The organism is Draconibacterium sediminis (assembly GCF_000949475.1).
Taxonomy (GTDB): domain Bacteria; phylum Bacteroidota; class Bacteroidia; order Bacteroidales; family Prolixibacteraceae; genus Draconibacterium; species Draconibacterium sediminis.
In genome coordinates, this window is the sequence record NZ_JRHC01000005.1 from 151,117 (window position 1) to 169,614 (window position 18,498).

Genomic DNA, 18,498 nt, shown 5'->3' on the forward strand with positions numbered 1-18,498 from the left:
TAATTTCTACCTGCTCGTTTCATCTGTCTGTATTATTTAATGAAGCAAAATAATGCATTCTGTTTTTAAACTCAACGGAAAAGGCTTTATAATTTTCCGCTTCCAACATTAAATTAACATTCTAAATTACAAAATGCACCGTGTAATTTGTATGAATTTACCAAAATAATTTTTACCCGAACAAAGGTTCACGAGCACGGCATTTTAAATGAGTTGTGCGATTACCAACTTGACACAAAGGCCCCTTGTTCGGAGAGAATGTGTTGTTTTACGCCGGAAGTAACCTTTTTCCGGGAGGGATAGTACGTTATTAAACAACAATCTTCTGAAACAGATTGCGAAATGTAATTGCCTGATAAATTAATGATTAAGTTAGGAGAAATGGTGTTTGTTAGCGTCATGTGAGCAGGATTTAAAAGAACTGTTTTTCCTTCGAAAACAGCCAACCCTTTATCGAGGAACAGGAAATTATCGTTGAATGTTGAATCAGAAGTCAGAAAAACAAGTTTCGTTAATCGTTTCTGTCGTTTTATATCTTGCACGGAACTATAGATGTAATCGTCAGGCGAAAGTGTATCTGCCGAAATTGCATACATTCTATTCCCGGTAATAAAACAAGTCACTGATTCTTGTGCGTTTAAAACAATTATTTCGTGTCGGTTGATTTGTTTGTAGCCAGAAAACAGAATGAATACAGCTAACAAAACTGCAAACGAAAGCGCTGATTTTATATAGAAAACCCGCCGCGAGTTCAGAAATAAAAAAATGGAAAAAAGGAGGGCCAAAACGAAAAGCAATTCGGGCGTATGAAGCACAACATCGGGTGTTGAATGCGGAAATGAATCGATGGAAAAGAGTAAAAAATATACAATTTTAATAATCCACTTTACGGCAAAAGCGATAGAAGAGGCCAGCAGTGGTATTTTTGAAAAGGCCAACAATCCCATTCCGAGGGGGATAAGCAGCATGGCGGCCGGAATTACAACAATATTACTTAGTAAAAAATAGGTGGGGAATTGATTGAAATAGTAGGCCGAAAGTGGGAAAGTAGCTATTTGTGCTGCAATTGAAACGCTTATCAAATTCCAGAAAAACAATCCCGCCTTGTTTTTTACCGTCCAAAGTCCGGCAATTCGGGGTTGCAAATAGACAATTCCAAAAACAGCCATGTACGAGAGTTGAAATCCAACCTCGAAAAGATTATTGGGATTTACCAACAAAAGCAAAAAGGTCGAGGCCGCAAGCGTGTTGTAAATATTTGCCCTACGGTTGATGTTTCCGGCAATTATTATCAGGCTAAACATGGTGCAGGCACGTAAAACAGATGGCGACAAGCCGGTGATAAAAGCAAAACACCACAACAAACTAATGGAAAGCATCACGTATAGAAAACGGCCAAATCTTTGTTTTTGTAAAAATCCAAAGCAGATTGAAAAAGCAAAGAAAACGATACCTACGTGTAAGCCTGAAACGGCCAGTACATGCATGGCTCCGGCCGAAGAAAATACACGTTTTGTTTCGCGGTCGAGGTCGCGTTTGTAGCCTAGCGTGAGCGCTGAAAGAATTTCTGTTTCTTTTGTTCCGATTTCCTGCTCGTGATATATTTTTAGCAGTTTATCGCGAATCGTTTCGGCCCATAAAAGTGGCGTGTTGTTTACGTAGCCTGTTAATTTCCAATTCCCGGATTTTAAATAAACCTGTCGGAAAATGTGTTTCTTTTCGAGGTAGCTTTTGTAGTCAAATTCGTAAGGATTGCCACGGTTTTCAATTGATTCGGGTGTCTGTTCAAAAATAATCTGACTACCCGGCTTTAATTGTTTGATGTCGTCATTTTTTTCAAAATAAACCAGCACTTTTTCTCGTGTGCCAATCAATGTATCTTCTGTTTTTACCGAATGAATAAGTAGCACACTTTTGTAGGAATTGGTTTTTTCCTGCGGGGTTTCGAGCACGGTGGCTGCCATTAATCCGTTTGTTTCGGGAGGTGGTAGCCGGTTGTATTGTTGGTAATTGATGGCACCGAATAAGATCAGTAGAATAAAAGTAATTCCTCCAAAAAGCGGAGAAAGATTATAATTGTAGTGTTTATGGACGAGAATTAAAACTCCGCAAAAAACAATAGCCACATAAATCAGCACTGTGGTGGAGCCTGTAAATATTGAAGAAAGGAAAATGCCAGTGGCAAAGGCGACTGCAATTCGTAAGAAGGGTATGTTTTTAAATGTGTTTTCCAAAACCTACGTTTGACGGATTAGCCCTTAAACGTAGGTTTTGAAAAATGGTTACTTTATTTCGGAACTTTTATTCGGTAGTGCGGACGAACTTTGCCTTTTGAGATAGCAATAAGTTTTCCTTTTAATAAACGTTTGCGCAATGGCGATAGATAATCAACAAACAAAATGCCCTCCAAATGGTCATATTCGTGTTGGATTACACGGCCCGCAAATCCTTTGTAGGTTTCAGTGTGCTCCACGAAATTTTCATCAAGGTATTTAATGGTTACCTCGTCGTGGCGACTTACATCCTCCCTGATTTCCGGCAAACTCAAACAGCCTTCATTCATTGTCCACTCATCGCCTTTGGTTTCAATAATCTCGGGATTAATAAAAACCTTTTTAAAACCTTCCAATTCCGGCTCTTCGTCGGCACCCGATGATGCATCGATTACAAACAGGCGAATAGATAATCCTACCTGTGGTGCGGCCAAACCAACGCCATCAGAGTAGTACATGGTTTCCCACATGTTTTCAATTATCTCATCCAACTTTGGATGATCTTTCTCAATAGCTTTGGCTTTCTTTCGTAATAAAGGGTCTCCGTATACTGTTACCGGGTATTTCATTCTTTCTATTTTTATATCGATAGCAACTTTTTAAACCTTTTGAAAAGCTGGTTTTAACGTAATAAGTTGCGTTTCTGTTCTAAATAATCTTGTAAAATAATGGTTGCGCTAATGGCATCAACCAATGCTTTGTCTTTTCGTTTTTGTTTTTTTAGCCCACTGTCAATCATGGTTTGAAACGCCATTTTCGACGTAAAACGCTCGTCGTAAATCTCCAGATTTATCTCCGGATATTTCTGCTGAAACTTTTTCAAAAACGGATTGATAAATCTAACAGACTCCGAGGCCTGGTTGTTCATTTGTTTGGGATATCCCACAACCACGGTTTCTACCTCTTCTTTTTGGAAATAATCTTTCAGAAAATCCCAAATGGTATGCGTTGGAACTGTTGTTAAACGGCTGGCAATAATTTGCCCTGGATCGGTTACTGCCAATCCTGTTCTCTTTTTTCCGTAATCTATTGCTAATATCCGGGCCATACTTTAATTAAATCGGCGCAAAAGTAGAGAGAATTGCTTAGAAAAAAAAGTTCATAAATGCCTGTTCTCTAGTAGGTGTAACTTTTGGTGTGCGCGGCAGTGAAGTTTTTGGCACACGCTTTGCATTTACAAAGGCAGATATCGATTTTTATTTTGGCGCCAACAGAGCATAGCAAACAAATTGTTGAATTTTAAAGTCTATTGTCATGAAAGCAACAACATTTAAATTGTTTGCCACGATACTTACTCTGGCGGCAATTACAATAATAACAACAGTTCCGGCCCAGGCCCAGCGCAGGGGAGGAGAAAGAGGTACAGAAAAAAGGGAAGCTCCGAAAAGGAGTAGCAAAAGCGAGGTAAAAACCAAAAGTGCCTCAAAAACCTATCGGCAATCAACTCCGGCAACATCGGATCGAGGCGTTCGGTCGTCAAGTAGAACAACAAGCAGCCGAAACAGTGCAAATGTTCGTTCAAGCAACAATAAGTATAATGATTCTCGTTCGGTAAATCGCGATGTTCAGCAAAAAAGTAGTTCTAACAATAGCTATAAAACGCAAAAAAGTACAACAAGAGCTTCAGATAATGTTTACCGGAAAAGTGAACCACAAAGAACCAACGAGTCAAGAGGCAGAGAGGCAACCAGGCAGCCATCGAGGGTTTACACCGATTCGAAAAAATCAAATCCGTCAGTTACAAACGGAAGAGGATCGAGCCGAAGTTCAGTTACCGATACACGCAGGTACTATAATGTAGACCGCAATGACAAGCGCTTTACGCCTACTAAAAGTTACCGTGGTAGCAGCACCCAGTGGAGTAGCAGAAACCGTCCGAAAGCAATGAACTATAATTATAGCGACAGAAAGTATTATTCAAATTACAATTACCATAAAAACAGGCATTGGGACAATCGCTGGGAACACTATCATTGGAACCACCACAGCTGGCGCGACTATTACGGAGGGTACAATCCATACTCATACCGTTACCACAAGTATTATTACTACAACAGTCACTACGGGCACGTAATTCGCAAGTTTGTTTATCGTCCAACCGTATTTGTTCACAACCATAATCGCTACTATTGCTACGACGGACACTTTTTCCGTTATCACAGAGGTATTGGTTATGTATTGGTAAACCTGCCATTTGGATTTTCATTCGAACGTTTACCATATGGCTACGAGCAAGTTCATATAAATGGCTACCTGTATTTCAGGATTGGGAATTTGTTCTTTGAATCAACAGCTTTAGGATTTAGCCTGGTTCACTATCCCGACAGGTACTATGCCTATAACGACGATTATTACAGCCCGGGATATGTAGATGAATATTATTACGAGCCTTATTAACAGTAATTTGAGAAAGTATTTCGAAGCAGGCTAGACCTTAGATTTATACTGTTTCTTACAGCACTGCCCGTCAACTAAAGTTTTGGCGGGCAGTTTTTGTTTTTTTGTCCGTATTGTGATGTTATTTTGAGAATATGTTATTGAACCTGTTTTTATGTCAAACATTTTGTCTATTTTTAGTAGTCCAAATACAATAAAAAATGGAAAAAAAATTAAAACGAGATCAACTTCCGGCAGAAAAAGCAAAAAACTGGAAAAAGAATTTTAAAGAAGAAGCAGATAAAACCTTCAATCTAAAAATTACACCAATAATTCTTCAAAAAGAAACCTATAAATCACTTATAGGAGAAAATGAGAACCGTGTGCGCGTTTATCTGGGTTTAGAAAATAAGAAAGATGGCAACAAATATGTGCTGTGTGCCTATGCTGTCTCATCTTTTCTTTTAGGGAGTGGTGATGTTTATGCCGACTACGAAACACCAGTTTATAAACTGAACAAAAACAATGAAGACTTCTCGGATAATACGGAGGAGGTAATCGAGAGTATCCGTTTGTATCGCAAATGGAGATCTGGAGAAATTGAGCCGGACGCAGACGGCGCAGCATTTCGTCAGTATATTTACCCCAATGCCTATCTGCTAACTAAGTTCGAATTGCATGAGCTTTTTAATGCTCAAAATCATGAAGAAATTGTGTTAGAGTTTGGTGTTTCAAAAACAATGAATATAATGTTGAGCTCTGCATCTTCTGCAACAGAGCAGACGGTAGAAGCAGCAGATGAACTAGAATATTACGACGAAGCACAATTATGTCCACCGTTTTGCGACGAACGAAGCATATACAACTCATAAACTTCCGGCTTGACAGATTTTCTTTGGATTTCAATATTGTTACCCTTTATTACAGGGTTATTCTGTTTTAAAAGATTCGACACTTCTCTGAAGCTGTTTTATCTTTATGTTCTTTATGGTACAGTAAACGAACTTGTAACCTTTATTCTTAGGCGTTTCGGTCTGGATAATACAATGCCGTTTATTCATTTGTACCAAATTGTTACTTTCCCAATACTGGTATTATTTTATTCAAGTCTGATCTACAAGAAAACACTAACTCGGTTTTCAATTGTATTAATTTCGATATTCGAGCTCTTCAATCTTATTAACCTCGTATTTTTTCAAAGTATATACGAATACCCAAATTTTTCGCGTACCATCGCAACTTTTGTCGTGATTGTTCTATGCATCTGGTACTTTTACAGAGTGATGGTTGAAGCAAAAATCATGTCGTTGTGGGATGAACCATTAATTTGGATCAACGGTGCATTACTCATCTACTATTCCGGCAACTTATTTTTTACCGTTTTGTTTAATCTTATTTTGGAATATTCGCGTGAGTTTTCAAAAATAACTGTCGTCTCTTTCTCTGTGATCCTGACACTGTTCTATGTGCTTGTAACTATTGGCTTTAGTAAAGCCGGAGGAAAGATGATAAAAACCTCAGGGAGAATTGTATAGCCCCTATTGTTGTTGTTTTGTTATTTTAGATTATTGTTCAAATTTTACAGAAAGTTCGATTTTGTTAATTATTTTAGCATTGTCTAAAATGTGAAATGTGGAAGCGACAGGGAATTCCGAAATATTATTGGTGTATTTAATTGGTACCATTGGGATGCTGCTATTGGCAGGAGGCCTGTTTTTTTTCTTTATAGCCTACCAAAAGCGATTGTTGCTGAAACAGTTGGAATTGAATCGTGTCGTTCAAAATCAGCAGGAAGAAATTATAAAAAACACCATTCAATCGCAGGAGAACGAACGCAAACGTATTGCACGCGATTTGCACGACGAGGTTGGTGCCATGCTTTCGGTGGTAAAACTCACTGTGGGGAGGATAGAAAAAAAGACAGAAGAGGGGAAAGCAAAAGAGTTGGCAACCGAGACCAAAACCTATCTCGACGATGTAATTCTACAGGTACGACGCATTTCAAGGTCATTATTACCGCCGTCGTTGGAAAAGCTGGGATTGTATTTTGCACTTGAAGAGCTGGCAAGCTGGGTAAATAAATCAGATCAGTTGATTATTGAGTGTTGGAAAAGCGGAGAGCAATTTCGTTTTGACAGTAAACAGGAACTGGCCGTTTTTCGTATTGTGCAGGAGCTGGTAAATAATGCCATTAAACACGCCGAGGCATCGCGAATTTCAATAAATATTCGATTTGCAAAACAGCTTGTTGCAGTTGTTGTAGGCGACGACGGAAAGGGATTTCTTCTGGAAGAAAAAATGCAAACAGGACTTGGTTTGCGAAACCTTGAAAGCCGGTCGGAGATGGCAAATGCAAAATTTAAAATGAAATCATCGCCGGGAAAAGGAACCCGGGCAATTATAATTTTGCAGGCTAATGAGTGAGCAAAAAATAGATATTGTAGTTACCGACGACCATAAACTTTTTAGAAAAGGTATGGTAGGCCTGTTAGAAGATTTTGATATTGTTGAGAGTATCTACGAAGCCGGTAACGGTGTTGAATTGTTGGAGTTGATCGGGGAGCTGGATAAAAAACCAGACCTGGTATTGCTCGATATTAATATGCCCGAAATGGATGGCGTTGAGGTAACCAAACATCTGCGAAAAGACTTCCGCGATATTCGGATTTTAATACTCAGTATGGAGGAAGCTCCTCAACTGGTGGCTCACCTGGTTAGCGAAGGGGTAAACGGTTATCTGTTAAAAAATGCCGAGCCTGATGAGTTGGAGCTGGCCATAAAAAAAGTAATAAAAAACGATTTTTACTTTTCGGGTAGTTTATCGGGAGCAGTTTTACAAGGCCTTAAGAAGAATGCTTCTACAGATACGGGATCACAGTTAAAACTTACAAAGCGCGAGAGTCAGGTACTGAAGCTGATTTGTGAAGAACTAACGGCCACCGAAATTGGTGAAAAACTGGGTCTTAGCGCACGTACTATAGAAGGACACAAGTACAATCTGCTGGAAAAAACAAATACAAAAAATATTGCAGGTCTTGTAATATTTGCCATTAAAAATAGCCTCTATAAAATATAAAAGGAGCACAAAATCTGCGCTCCTTTTCGGATTCCATCATCTTATTTTTTATCACAGTGACTCAGGGAAATGGGACAGTGTATGTTGAAGTAAAATGTGTTGAAAGCTAGAGGATAAAAAATAACTATACAGAGGGGAGGAAATACAGTTCAGCGATAGTGATGTGAATGTGTCTAACGAATGTGAATTTATTTTACGCCTTATTTCCATTGATGGATCCTTTAATAGTTGAAGCAAAGTTCGGTAAGAAATAGCAAAAAAAATAGCGTAGAATTACTCGATTTTAACCAGGTAATTCTACCTGGTTTTCGGTAAAAGATCAAAAAAAAAGAGCCACTTCGAAGAGCAGCTCTTAATTATCTTACTTAAGTATTTTCTACTTTAAATTAGCCTGAGCAGCAGCAACGCGTGCAATCGGCACACGGAAAGGAGAACAACTTACGTAATCCAATCCGGCTCTGTGGCAAAACTCAACCGATGATGGCTCACCACCATGCTCACCACAAATTCCTAATTTCAGGTTGCTACGTACTGAACGTCCTCTTTCGGCAGCGATTTCTACCAGCTGCCCAACACCTGTTTGATCAAGTGCTTCAAATGGGTCTTGCTTCAGAATACCTTTTTCAAGGTAAACAGGTAAGAATTTTGCAGCATCATCACGAGAGTATCCAAAGGTCATCTGCGTAAGGTCGTTTGTACCGAATGAGAAGAATTCAGCTACTTCTGCAACTTCATTTGCAGTTAATGCAGCGCGTGGAATCTCAATCATAGTACCCAACATATAATCCACTTCAACTCCTTTTTCAGTCATTACTTCTTTAGCAACCGAACGGATAATTTCTTCCTGAAGTTTCAATTCCTTTACAGTACCAATAAGTGGAACCATAATTTCAGGTTTAGGATCGAATCCTTCTTTTTTCAGATCGCAAGCAGCTTCGATAATTGCGCGAGCCTGCATTTCTGTAATCTCAGGATAAGTATTTCCTAAACGACATCCACGGTGACCCAACATTGGGTTAAACTCGTGCAGACTTTCAACTTTTTCTTTTACAACCTCAACAGGAACGCCTAATTTCTCGGCCATTTCTTTTTGAGACTCCAAATCATTCGGAGTGAACTCGTGTAATGGTGGATCCAACAAGCGGATAGTTACACCAAATCCGTCCATAGCTTTCAAAATTCCGTAGAAGTCTTCGCGCTGAATAGGAAGCAGTTTTGCCAAAGCAGCTTTACGTCCTTCCACATTTTCAGCCAGAATCATTTCACGCATTTTCCAGATACGGTCACCTTCGAAGAACATGTGCTCGGTACGGCAAAGACCAATACCTTTAGCTCCAAACTCGCGAGCTATTTCAGCATCGGCAGGAGAATCAGCATTGGTACGTACATACATGCGCGTATTGTTCTCGGCCCATTGCATTACTTTTCCAAAGTCGCCATCTAGCGATGGAGTAATTGTGGCTACTTCACCATCGTATACTTCCCCGGTTGAGCCGTTCAATGAAATAAAATCTCCTTCTTTATATTCTTTATTGCCAATTTTCATTGAAGTCATGGTAACAGTGATTCCGGCAGCAGATGAAACACAACATTTACCCATACCACGTGCTACAACTGCAGCGTGCGAAGTCATTCCTCCACGTTCTGTCAAAATTCCTTCAGCAGCATACATCCCTGCAAGGTCTTCAGGAGAAGTTTCGCGACGAACCAAAATTACTTTTTTACCCTCGGCTGCCAATTCTTCAGCGCGTTTGGCCGAGAAAGCACACATGCCGGTAGCCGCACCCGGAGACGCTGGTAAACCTTTACTCAATACAGTTGCATTTGCAATTGCTTCTTTATCGAAAACAGGGTGAAGTAGTTCGTCCAGTTTGTTAGGTTCCTGACGCAGTAATGCTGTTTTTTCGTCAATCATACCTTCTTCAAGCATGTCAACAGCCATTTTTACCATGGCAGCACCGGTACGCTTCCCGTTACGGGTTTGCAACATCCAAAGTTTACCATCCTGGATAGTGAACTCCATATCCTGCATATCTTTATAGTGATTTTCCAGTTTTTGCTGGATATCGTTCAGTTGTGCATAAACTTCCGGCATTGCTTCTTCAAGCGAAGGGAAAGTTGCTTTCCTCTTTTCTTCTGAAGTTCCGTTACGTTCTGCCCAACGACGCGAGCCAATCAGGGTAATTTCCTGAGGAGTACGAACTCCGGCAACTACATCTTCTCCCTGGGCATTAATCAGGTATTCGCCATTAAACAGGTTTTCGCCGGTAGCGGCATCACGCGAGAAACATACACCGGTACCCGAAGTATCGCCCATGTTACCATAAACCATGGCCTGAACGTTAACCGCTGTTCCCCATTCTTCAGGAATTTGTTCTTTTTGGCGGTAAAGAATTGCGCGAGGTGTATTCCACGAATCGAATACAGCACAAACTGCACCCCAAAGCTGATCCCAAGGATTTGTAGGGAACTCTATTCCTGCTTTTTCTTTTACAATTGCTTTAAACTCTTCAACAATAACTTTATAATCTTCAGCCGGAATTTCAGCATCTGTTTTATAACCTTTTTCGTCTTTTACTCTATCAAGTACTTCTTCGAAAGGGTCGTGCTCACCTTCTTCTGCTTCAACACCCATTACCACATCGCCATACATTTGAATAAAACGACGGTACGAGTCGTAAGCAAATTGCTCGTTACCCGATTTTTCGGCCAAAATTTTAACCGCATCATCGTTCATACCAAGGTTAAGTACGGTATTCATCATTCCAGGCATTGAAACCCGTGCGCCCGAACGAACTGAAAGCATCAGTGGAAAAGCTTCGCCTTTTGAGCCAAACTTTGCATTCATTGCCACTTCTGTATCAGCAATAGCTTTTTCAACTTCAGCTTTTAGCATATCAATAACCGCATCTTTTCCTAGTTTGTTATATGCTGTACAAACATCTGTAGTAATAGTAAATCCTGCGGGAACCGGAACACCAATAAGGTTCATCTCTGCAAGGTTGGCACCTTTACCTCCAAGAAGGTTTTTCATGTCTGCTTTACCTTCTGCCTTTCCGGCTCCGAAAGTATATACATGTTTTGTCATAAAATTGAAATTTTAGTTATAATAATATAGAATTAGATTTAAAATTGAAATGGACGCTAAAGTAACTTTATTTTTCCACTTTAGAAAGTTTTTGAACTGCTTTAAAGCCTGTTTTATAGGCATGTATCATAATGTATTCAGACATTATACTATTTGTATATGTCTGATTTGCTTTAATAGCAAATTGTTCGGATAAATACGGCTTTTTAGTGCTAATGTTTTTTTCATTCTGTTTCGATGTTTGTTATTTCGAACGGTTGAAATTCTGTTTTGTTTACACCTCAGGCGGCGAGTGTATTTCTTGAAAATAAACTGTTAACATTCTTTAACTTCCGTTGATACGCGTTAACTAAAATGCGCCGTATTTTTGTAACATAGAATTTGAATAGTTTAAGTGTTTTTTCATAGAGAATAGATTTGGTTAGGTTAGGAAACAGAGATGAATTTAAAACGTCTCTGTTTTTTTTTGCGCGTTATTTGGGCGAACCACTCGCTTCCGGTTTTTAACTTTTCTATCCGGTAGAATAGTTTTTATTAAACTTATAACATTCTTTAACTTCCGTTGATACGCGTTAACTAAAATACGGCGTAATTTTGTAGCATAGATTTGAATAGTTTAAGTGTTTTTTTCATAGAAATAGATTTGGTTAGGTTAGGAAACAGAGATAATAGTTGATTGTCTCTGTTTTTTTTATGCCCAATTCTGCCACTTTTTCATACATATTCCCACTTTCCTGAAATTGTTTCTGTATTATTTTGTGTGGTTGCGACATTCTGTCTGTCAGTTGGTTATGGCTTGAATGTTGTTTCGGATATTCTCGAATTTTAATACATAAAGCCATGAATTTTAATAATTTCACCATAAAATCGCAGGAAGCCATTCAGCAGGCTTTTCAAATTGCCCAGGGAAACAACCAACAGGCAATCGAATCCGGTCATATTCTTCGCGGAGTGCTTCATTCAGCTGAGAATGTTACGGAGTTTTTACTTAAAAAACTGGATGTTAATGTTCCTGTCTTTAAACAGGCACTCGACCAGATTATTCAATCGTATCCAAAAGTTTCAGGGGCCGAGCAGTACCTTTCTTCGGGTGCAAATCAGGCTTTGCAGAAAGCGCTTGGTCTGGCGCAGGAAATGGGCGACCAGTATGTTTCTGTTGAGCACATTTTACTGGCACTGCTCGAAGTAAAAGACAATACCAGCCGTTTGATGAAAGACAATGGTATTACAAAAAAAGAGCTGAAACTGGCTGTTGAAGAATTACGAAAAGGATCGAAAGTTGACAGCCAAACGGCCGAAGATAAGTTCAATTCCTTAAATCGTTTTGCCATCAACCTGAACGAACGTGCCCGATCGGGTAAGCTTGATCCGGTTATTGGCCGTGATGATGAGATTCGCAGGATTTTGCAGATCCTGTCGCGCCGTACAAAAAATAACCCGATTTTGCTGGGCGAGCCCGGAACCGGAAAAACGGCAATTGCCGAAGGACTGGCGCACCGTATAGTTCGTGGCGACGTGCCCGAAAACCTGAAATCGAAACAGGTATTTTCGCTGGACATGGGAGCTTTGGTTGCCGGAGCAAAATACAAAGGCGAATTCGAGGAGCGCTTAAAAGCTGTGGTAAACGAGGTTGTTCAATCGAACGATGAGGTAATTTTGTTTATCGATGAGATTCACACGCTGGTAGGTGCCGGAAAAGGTGAAGGAGCAATGGATGCGGCCAATATTTTAAAGCCTGCACTGGCGCGTGGCGAACTGCGCGCTGTTGGTGCAACTACACTGGCCGAGTATCAAAAATATTTCGAGAAAGATAAAGCGTTGGAGCGTCGTTTCCAGATCGTACATGTTGACGAGCCGGATACATTAAGCGCCATTTCAATTTTGCGCGGTATTAAAGAGAAATACGAAAACCACCATAAAGTTCAGATAAAAGATGATGCTATTATTGCGTCGGTTGAATTGTCGCAGCGCTATATTTCCGATCGGTTTTTACCCGATAAAGCCATCGACTTAATGGATGAAGCTGCTGCAAAACTACGTCTGGAAATTGATTCCGTTCCAGAGGAACTGGATGAAATTCAGCGCCGCGTTAAACAGTTGGAGATTGAACGCGAGGCGATAAAACGTGAAAATGATACCCGAAAATTAAATTCGCTAAATGAAGAAATTTCGAATTTAAAGGAGGAACAATCACGTTTACGTGCCAAATGGCAATCGGAGAAATCGGTAATTGAAGCCATTCAGAAAAAGAAAGAAGAGATTGAAACCTACAAATTTGAAGCTGAACAAGCCGAGCGGGAGGGAGATTATGGTCGTGTGGCCGAATTACGCTACGGAAAAGTAAAAGAGGTAGAGGCGGAGATTGAAAAACTGCAGGCCGAGCTGGAGGAAATGAAAAAAGGTGAGAACCTGATTAAAGAAGAAGTTGATACGGAAGATATAGCCGAAGTGGTGGCACGCTGGACCGGTATTCCGGTTTCGAAAATGTTGCAGAGCGAGCGCGAAAAGTTGCTGCACATGGAAGATGAATTGCACAACCGGGTGATCGGACAGGACGAGGCGATTATTGCCATTTCTGATGCCGTGCGCCGCAGCCGTGCAGGTTTGCAGGACGAAAAACGACCAATCGGTTCTTTCATCTTCTTGGGAACAACAGGTGTTGGTAAAACCGAATTGGCAAAAGCATTGGCCGAATACCTGTTCAACGACGAGAATATGATCACCCGTATTGACATGTCGGAATACCAGGAGAAATTCTCGGTAACCCGTTTGATCGGTTCGCCTCCGGGATATGTGGGTTACGACGAAGGTGGCCAGTTAACTGAGGCAGTTCGCCATAAACCTTATTCGGTGGTTCTTTTCGACGAGATTGAAAAAGCGCATCCCGATGTATTTAACGTGTTGCTTCAGGTTTTAGACGATGGCCGTTTAACCGATAATAAAGGCCGCACCGTAAACTTTAAGAATACGATTATTATTATGACATCGAACCTGGGATCGCATATCATTCAGGAGAATTACGAAACCATGAATGATAGCAACGAATTCCAGGTGCTGGAAAAAACGCGTAACCAGCTGCTGGAGATGTTGCGGAAAACAATACGTCCGGAGTTTCTGAACCGTATTGATGAAACCATTGTATTTACACCGCTATCGAAAGAAGCGATTAAAGAAATTGTTCGTCTGCAGTTCGAGCAAATTGTAAAACGTTTGTCGGCCAGTGAACTAAAAATTAAGTTAAGCGAAAAAGCAAGCGAATGGTTATCGGCAATAGGTTACGATCCGCATTTTGGTGCACGTCCGGTAAAACGTGTGCTTCAACGCTTTGTGTTGAATGAATTGTCAAAAAGGATTCTTTCGGGTAAAGTTGATAAAACCAAACCGATTGTAATCGACTATGAAAACGATTCATTGGTTTTCAGCAATTAAAAACTTAAGATATAAGCAAGACGGCTCTCTCATGAGGGCCGTTTTCTTTTTATAGTAACTCCTGTACTTCGGGAGATGCAGCCTGCAACTGACTGATTGCATCTTCAACCATCCCGGGAACATCATCGAGATTATTGGCCTCGCATTCCAATTGAATTTTCTTTAGCAAATTGCCGGTGTCATCCATGCCAAATGTCATTGCCGACGATTTTGCCGTATGTGCCTCGCGTGCCAGTTTTTCCCAGTTTTTTTCTTGCAGGAATGAACCCATGTTCGTCACAAATTCTTCAATTTGTTCGAGGAAAATTTCTGCCATTTCCTTGATGAATTCTTTGTCTCCACCTGCAAGTGTTTCGATCTGAGATGGATCGATGTGTTGAAATGTATTGTCCATTTTTTTATGATTGCGGCCAGCAATTTAGCAAAATAATCGGGAAAGCTTTTTGTGCTCTTGCTGATAAAATTCATATTTGTACCGTTTTTGAATACATAGTTTTGCTCAACGAAATCTTTCTTCAAAAAGATAAACGGTTTGTCAAACGAGCTGAATCCGTTAATAACTGAAAAATTAAAATGAAGACAACTGCATTTAATTCAATACACAAGAAATTAGGCGCCAAAATGGTGGAGTTCGCCGGATACGAAATGCCTATTGAATATAGTGGCATTAAAGATGAACACATGACCGTGCGCGAAAGCGTTGGTGTTTTTGATGTATCGCACATGGGCGAATTTTGGGTAAAAGGCCCGAAAGCACTTGATCTGGTAGCCAAAATTACATCAAACGATCCACGGATTCTCACACTGGGGCAGGCACAATACAGCTGTTTCCCAAACGGTAAAGGCGGAATTGTTGACGACCTGCTGGTGTATTACTACGAGCCTGAAAAATATATGCTGGTAGTTAACGCTGCCAATATTGAGAAAGACTGGAACTGGGTGGTGCAGCAAAACGAAGAGATTGGTGCCGAGCTGGAAAATGCTTCTGATGAAATTAGCCAGTTGGCTATTCAGGGGCCAAAAGCAACCGGGGTACTCCAAAAGTTAACCGATGTAAATCTTTCAGAAATAAAATTTTACACCTTCGTTACCGATAAATTTGCCGGAGTTGATGAGGTGATCATTTCTGCAACAGGTTACACCGGAGCCGGTGGTTTCGAGTTGTATTTCAGAAACAATGTGGCCGAACAAATTTGGAACGCCATTTTTGAAGCCGGGGCCGAAGCCGGTATCAAGCCAGTTGGTTTGGCTGCCCGCGACACGCTTCGTTTGGAAATGGGATATTGCCTGTACGGAAACGATATCGACGATACAACCTCGCCGCTGGAAGCCGGTTTGGGTTGGATTACCAAATTCAATAACGGCCGCGAATTTATCGACCGCGAATTTTTAACCATGCAAAAAAACGAAGGTGTTACCCGCCGATTACGCGGTTTTGTACTTAACGGCCGAGGAATTCCGCGCCATGGATACGAACTGGTAAACTCTGACGGCGAAACAATTGGTGAAGTTACCTCAGGAACCATGTCGCCGGTTTTAAATAAAGGAATTGGAATGGGCTATGTGGCCAAAGAATACTCGGCATTTGGTACCGGTATTTTTGTGAAGATCCGTAACAAGGTAATTCCTGCAGAAATTGTGAAATTTCCTTTTATCTAAATAATAAAACAAATCGAACTAAACTTGGCCGTCTGTATTTTACGGGCGGCTTTTTTATTTGTGAAACTCAGGTTGCAAAAAACGCAGTACACTGAAATTTATTCGCTGACCGAATCCCGATTCTGAAGGTCTATTTAAATTCTTTTTAAATATTACACCTAAAAAATCATTTATTGAGCAAAATAGGGTATTGTTGTCTGGAATAAGATATTTTTGTATGAAATAACAGATTGATACCGACAACGTTAACGTCAGAGAGACAGTAGGAATGATATTAATCATCTGTTTTTGTGTTGTTAATCAGTGTTTTAAAACTCATAAAAATAAAATAAACTTGATTTTTCTCATCGGCTAAACAATCACTATTCAAGAACTTTATAGTGGTGTTTAAAAGGTAAAAAATTTAATTACTCACCTTAATTGTTGTATTATATGAAGAAGCACAATTTTTACGCAGGACCTTCAATTCTGCCGGAATTTACAAAGGAAAAAACTGCTGAGGCTGCTTTAAACTTTGCCGGAACCGGACTTTCTGTAATGGAAGTTTCGCACCGTAGTAAAGAGTTTGTTGCTGTGATGGACGAGGCAGTTGCTTTGGTAAAAGAATTACTTAAAGTGCCGGAAGGTTATTCGGTGCTTTTCTTGCAAGGTGGTGCCAGCACACAGTTTTTAATGGCTCCATACAATTTACTGGATAAAAAAGCAGCATATTTAAATACAGGTGCATGGTCGAAAAAAGCCATTAAAGAAGCCAAATTTCTTGGCGAGGTAGTTGAAGTTGCTTCATCGGCCGACACCGTTTATAACTACATTCCAAAAGGTTACGAAGTACCATCGGATGTAAGTTATTTCCACTATACATCAAATAATACCATTTACGGAACACAAATTCCTACTCCGGAAGTTGATGTGCCTTTGGTAGCCGATATGTCTTCAGATATTTTCAGTCGCCCGATCGATGTGTCGAAATATGATTTGATCTATGCAGGTGCACAGAAAAACCTGGGACCATCAGGAGCTACTTTGGTAATTGTAAAAGATGCAGCACTTGGAAAAGTAGAGCGCCCGATTCCAACCATGTTGGATTACACTACGCATATTAAAGCGGAATCGATGTTTAATACACCATCAACACTTCCTGTTTTTGCTTGTTTGCAAACCTTAATCTGGTTGAAAGAAAACGGCGGAGTGGAAGCAATGGAGCAAAAGAACATTGAAAAAGCAAAAATCCTTTACGATGAAATCGATCGTAATAAAATGTTCCAGGGTACCGTACTGGCAAAAGAAGATCGTTCGTTAATGAACGTAACTTTTATAATGACTCCGGAGTATGCTGAATTTGAGAAGGAGTTTATGGATTTCGCAACTGCAAAAGGTATGTTGGGAATAAAAGGACACCGCTCGGTTGGTGGTTTCAGAGCCTCAATTTACAATGCAATGCCTGTTGAAAGTATTCAGGCATTGGTAGATGCCATGCAGGAGTTTGAAAAAATGAAGTAATTCAATTTATAAAACTATCGAAAATGCAGGGCAGACGTCCTGCATTTTTTCTACCTAAATTTTTATGAGTGATGAGAAAAGTCTTAATAGCTACAGAAAAACCGTTTGCACCGGTTGCTGTAAAAAAAATCAGTAAAATTTTTGAGAAAGCCGGTTACGAGCTTCAGTTGCTCGAAAGGTACACCGAAAAACAAGAGCTGTTGGATGCGGTTGCCGATGTTGAAGCGGCAATAATCCGCAGCGATAAGTTTGATGAGGAAGTACTAAACGCCGGTAAAAAACTAAAAATTGTAGTACGCGCTGGTGCCGGTTACGACAATGTTGATCTTGATGCTGCTACAGCCAACAACATTGTGGTAATGAATACGCCCGGACAAAACGCAAATGCCGTTGCCGAATTAGCCATTGGCCTGGCCATAATGGGTTTGCGCGAAATGTACTCCGGAAAACCAGGTGGCGAAATGCGTGGCCGCACACTCGGATTGCACGGTTTTGGTTACGTTGCCCGAAATGTTTTCCGTATTGCACGCGCCATGGGAATGAAAGTAATTGTTTACACCCGCTACAGTAAAGGCGCTGCAGCTGCAATCGGGCTGAAAGTGGCTAAATCGCTGGAAGACCTCTATGAAAAGAGCGATATCGTTTCCATTCATGTTCCGGCACGTGGCGAGCACATTAGATCGGTTAGTGCCGAAGTGCTTTCACACTTAAAAGATGGCAGTATTTTGGTAAACACCGCCCGAAAAGAAGTTATTAATGAGCCTGATCTGGTAAAATGTATGGAAGAAAAACCGGGTATTAAATACATGTCGGATCTTACACCCGATAGTGAAGCTGAGTTTGAGGAGAAATTCCCCGGAAGATTTTTCTTTACACCTAAAAAAGCCGGTGCACAAACAGCCGAGGCCAACTTAAATGCCGGTCTGGCAGCGGCTCAGCAAATTGTCGATTTCTTTGAAAAAGGCGATAATACACATCAGGTGAATAAATAGCTTGTATTGTGGTACTTTGTGAATCTTTGTGCCTCCTTTGTGAAACTTTGTGGTTGAGTTTTGTGAGCAGGCTGTAGGTTAAGTCAAAGTTGCACAATGAATTAT

At 40.4% G+C, this 18,498-nt stretch carries 13 protein-coding genes; 8 read left to right on the forward strand and 5 right to left on the reverse strand.

Annotation, left to right across the window (positions count from 1 at the left end):
• Positions 1 to 221 precede the first annotated feature (221 nt).
• Genes LH29_RS17430 through ruvX form a run of 3 tightly spaced genes read right to left on the reverse strand, consistent with a single transcriptional unit; the run spans position 222 to position 3,321 of the window.
• Positions 222 to 2,234 (reverse strand): ComEC/Rec2 family competence protein, encoded by a 2,013-nt coding sequence (locus tag LH29_RS17430; protein WP_082063817.1) that lies wholly within the window; start codon positions 2,232 to 2,234, stop codon positions 222 to 224.
• Between the two features lie 53 nt (positions 2,235 to 2,287).
• Positions 2,288 to 2,842 (reverse strand): peptide deformylase, encoded by a 555-nt coding sequence (gene def / locus LH29_RS17435; RefSeq protein WP_045032262.1) that lies wholly within the window; start codon positions 2,840 to 2,842, stop codon positions 2,288 to 2,290.
• 53 nt (positions 2,843 to 2,895) lie between these two features.
• The gene (ruvX, locus tag LH29_RS17440; RefSeq protein WP_045032263.1) at positions 2,896 to 3,321 is read right to left on the reverse strand and encodes a Holliday junction resolvase RuvX; all 426 of its coding nucleotides are present in this window, start codon (positions 3,319 to 3,321) and stop codon (positions 2,896 to 2,898) included.
• 206 nt (positions 3,322 to 3,527) lie between these two features.
• Here ruvX and LH29_RS17445 point away from each other — a divergent pair, with 206 nt between their 5' ends.
• The 4 genes from LH29_RS17445 to LH29_RS17465 all read left to right on the forward strand — a co-directional run bounded on the left by LH29_RS17445 (position 3,528) and on the right by LH29_RS17465 (position 7,725).
• A complete protein-coding gene (locus tag LH29_RS17445; protein WP_045032264.1) occupies positions 3,528 to 4,670 on the forward strand; it encodes a hypothetical protein in 1,143 nt (380 codons plus the stop codon).
• 200 nt (positions 4,671 to 4,870) lie between these two features.
• Positions 4,871 to 5,521: a hypothetical protein gene (locus LH29_RS17450; RefSeq protein ID WP_045032266.1), complete on the forward strand. Its 651-nt coding sequence runs from the start codon at positions 4,871 to 4,873 to the stop codon at positions 5,519 to 5,521.
• 760 nt (positions 5,522 to 6,281) lie between these two features.
• Positions 6,282 to 7,073 carry a sensor histidine kinase gene (locus LH29_RS17460; RefSeq protein ID WP_052671058.1) on the forward strand — a complete coding sequence of 264 codons (792 nt, stop codon included), beginning with the start codon at positions 6,282 to 6,284 and terminating at the stop codon, positions 7,071 to 7,073.
• A complete protein-coding gene (locus LH29_RS17465; RefSeq protein ID WP_045032270.1) occupies positions 7,066 to 7,725 on the forward strand; it encodes a response regulator transcription factor in 660 nt (219 codons plus the stop codon). The genes LH29_RS17460 and LH29_RS17465 overlap by 8 nt, the downstream gene beginning before the upstream one ends.
• Positions 7,726 to 8,101: 376 nt before the next feature.
• Here the strand turns inward: LH29_RS17465 and ppdK are convergent, their stop codons facing one another.
• Positions 8,102 to 10,813, reverse strand: a complete 2,712-nt coding sequence (ppdK, locus tag LH29_RS17470; protein ID WP_045032272.1) for a pyruvate, phosphate dikinase — start codon at positions 10,811 to 10,813, stop codon at positions 8,102 to 8,104.
• An 840-nt stretch (positions 10,814 to 11,653) separates the two neighbouring features.
• Here ppdK and clpB point away from each other — a divergent pair.
• Complete coding sequence (clpB, locus tag LH29_RS17480; RefSeq protein ID WP_045032276.1) at positions 11,654 to 14,242, forward strand: ATP-dependent chaperone ClpB; 2,589 nt, start codon at positions 11,654 to 11,656, stop codon at positions 14,240 to 14,242.
• A gap of 49 nt (positions 14,243 to 14,291) precedes the next feature.
• Here the strand turns inward: clpB and LH29_RS17485 are convergent, their stop codons facing one another.
• On the reverse strand, positions 14,292 to 14,636 hold the full coding sequence (locus LH29_RS17485; protein ID WP_045032278.1) for an Hpt domain-containing protein: 345 nt from the start codon (positions 14,634 to 14,636) through the stop codon (positions 14,292 to 14,294).
• Positions 14,637 to 14,815: 179 nt separating this feature from the next.
• On the opposite strand from LH29_RS17485, the gene gcvT reads away from it, so the two are divergent.
• The 3 genes from gcvT to LH29_RS17500 all read left to right on the forward strand — a co-directional run bounded on the left by gcvT (position 14,816) and on the right by LH29_RS17500 (position 18,393).
• Entirely contained in the window at positions 14,816 to 15,901 is a 1,086-nt protein-coding gene (gene gcvT / locus LH29_RS17490; protein WP_045032280.1) for a glycine cleavage system aminomethyltransferase GcvT, read from the forward strand.
• A gap of 432 nt (positions 15,902 to 16,333) precedes the next feature.
• Entirely contained in the window at positions 16,334 to 17,401 is a 1,068-nt protein-coding gene (gene serC / locus LH29_RS17495; protein WP_045032282.1) for a 3-phosphoserine/phosphohydroxythreonine transaminase, read from the forward strand.
• 71 nt (positions 17,402 to 17,472) lie between these two features.
• Positions 17,473 to 18,393, forward strand: a complete 921-nt coding sequence (locus LH29_RS17500; protein ID WP_045032284.1) for an NAD(P)-dependent oxidoreductase — start codon at positions 17,473 to 17,475, stop codon at positions 18,391 to 18,393.
• The last annotated feature ends 105 nt before the right edge of the window (positions 18,394 to 18,498 follow it).

Excerpts from the sequence above, each read along its gene's own strand:
- LH29_RS17465 (WP_045032270.1), top strand. The coding sequence starts at position 7,066 with ATGAGTGAGCAAAAAATAGATATTGTAGTTACCGACGACCATAAACTT.
- LH29_RS17485 (WP_045032278.1), bottom strand. The coding sequence starts at position 14,636 with ATGGACAATACATTTCAACACATCGATCCATCTCAGATCGAAACACTT.
- serC (WP_045032282.1), top strand. The coding sequence starts at position 16,334 with ATGAAGAAGCACAATTTTTACGCAGGACCTTCAATTCTGCCGGAATTT.
- clpB (WP_045032276.1), top strand. The coding sequence starts at position 11,654 with ATGAATTTTAATAATTTCACCATAAAATCGCAGGAAGCCATTCAGCAG.
- gcvT (WP_045032280.1), top strand. The coding sequence starts at position 14,816 with ATGAAGACAACTGCATTTAATTCAATACACAAGAAATTAGGCGCCAAA.
- def (WP_045032262.1), bottom strand. The coding sequence starts at position 2,842 with ATGAAATACCCGGTAACAGTATACGGAGACCCTTTATTACGAAAGAAA.
- LH29_RS17500 (WP_045032284.1), top strand. The coding sequence starts at position 17,473 with ATGAGAAAAGTCTTAATAGCTACAGAAAAACCGTTTGCACCGGTTGCT.
- LH29_RS17445 (WP_045032264.1), top strand. The coding sequence starts at position 3,528 with ATGAAAGCAACAACATTTAAATTGTTTGCCACGATACTTACTCTGGCG.
- ppdK (WP_045032272.1), bottom strand. The coding sequence starts at position 10,813 with ATGACAAAACATGTATATACTTTCGGAGCCGGAAAGGCAGAAGGTAAA.
- LH29_RS17450 (WP_045032266.1), top strand. The coding sequence starts at position 4,871 with ATGGAAAAAAAATTAAAACGAGATCAACTTCCGGCAGAAAAAGCAAAA.
- ruvX (WP_045032263.1), bottom strand. The coding sequence starts at position 3,321 with ATGGCCCGGATATTAGCAATAGATTACGGAAAAAAGAGAACAGGATTG.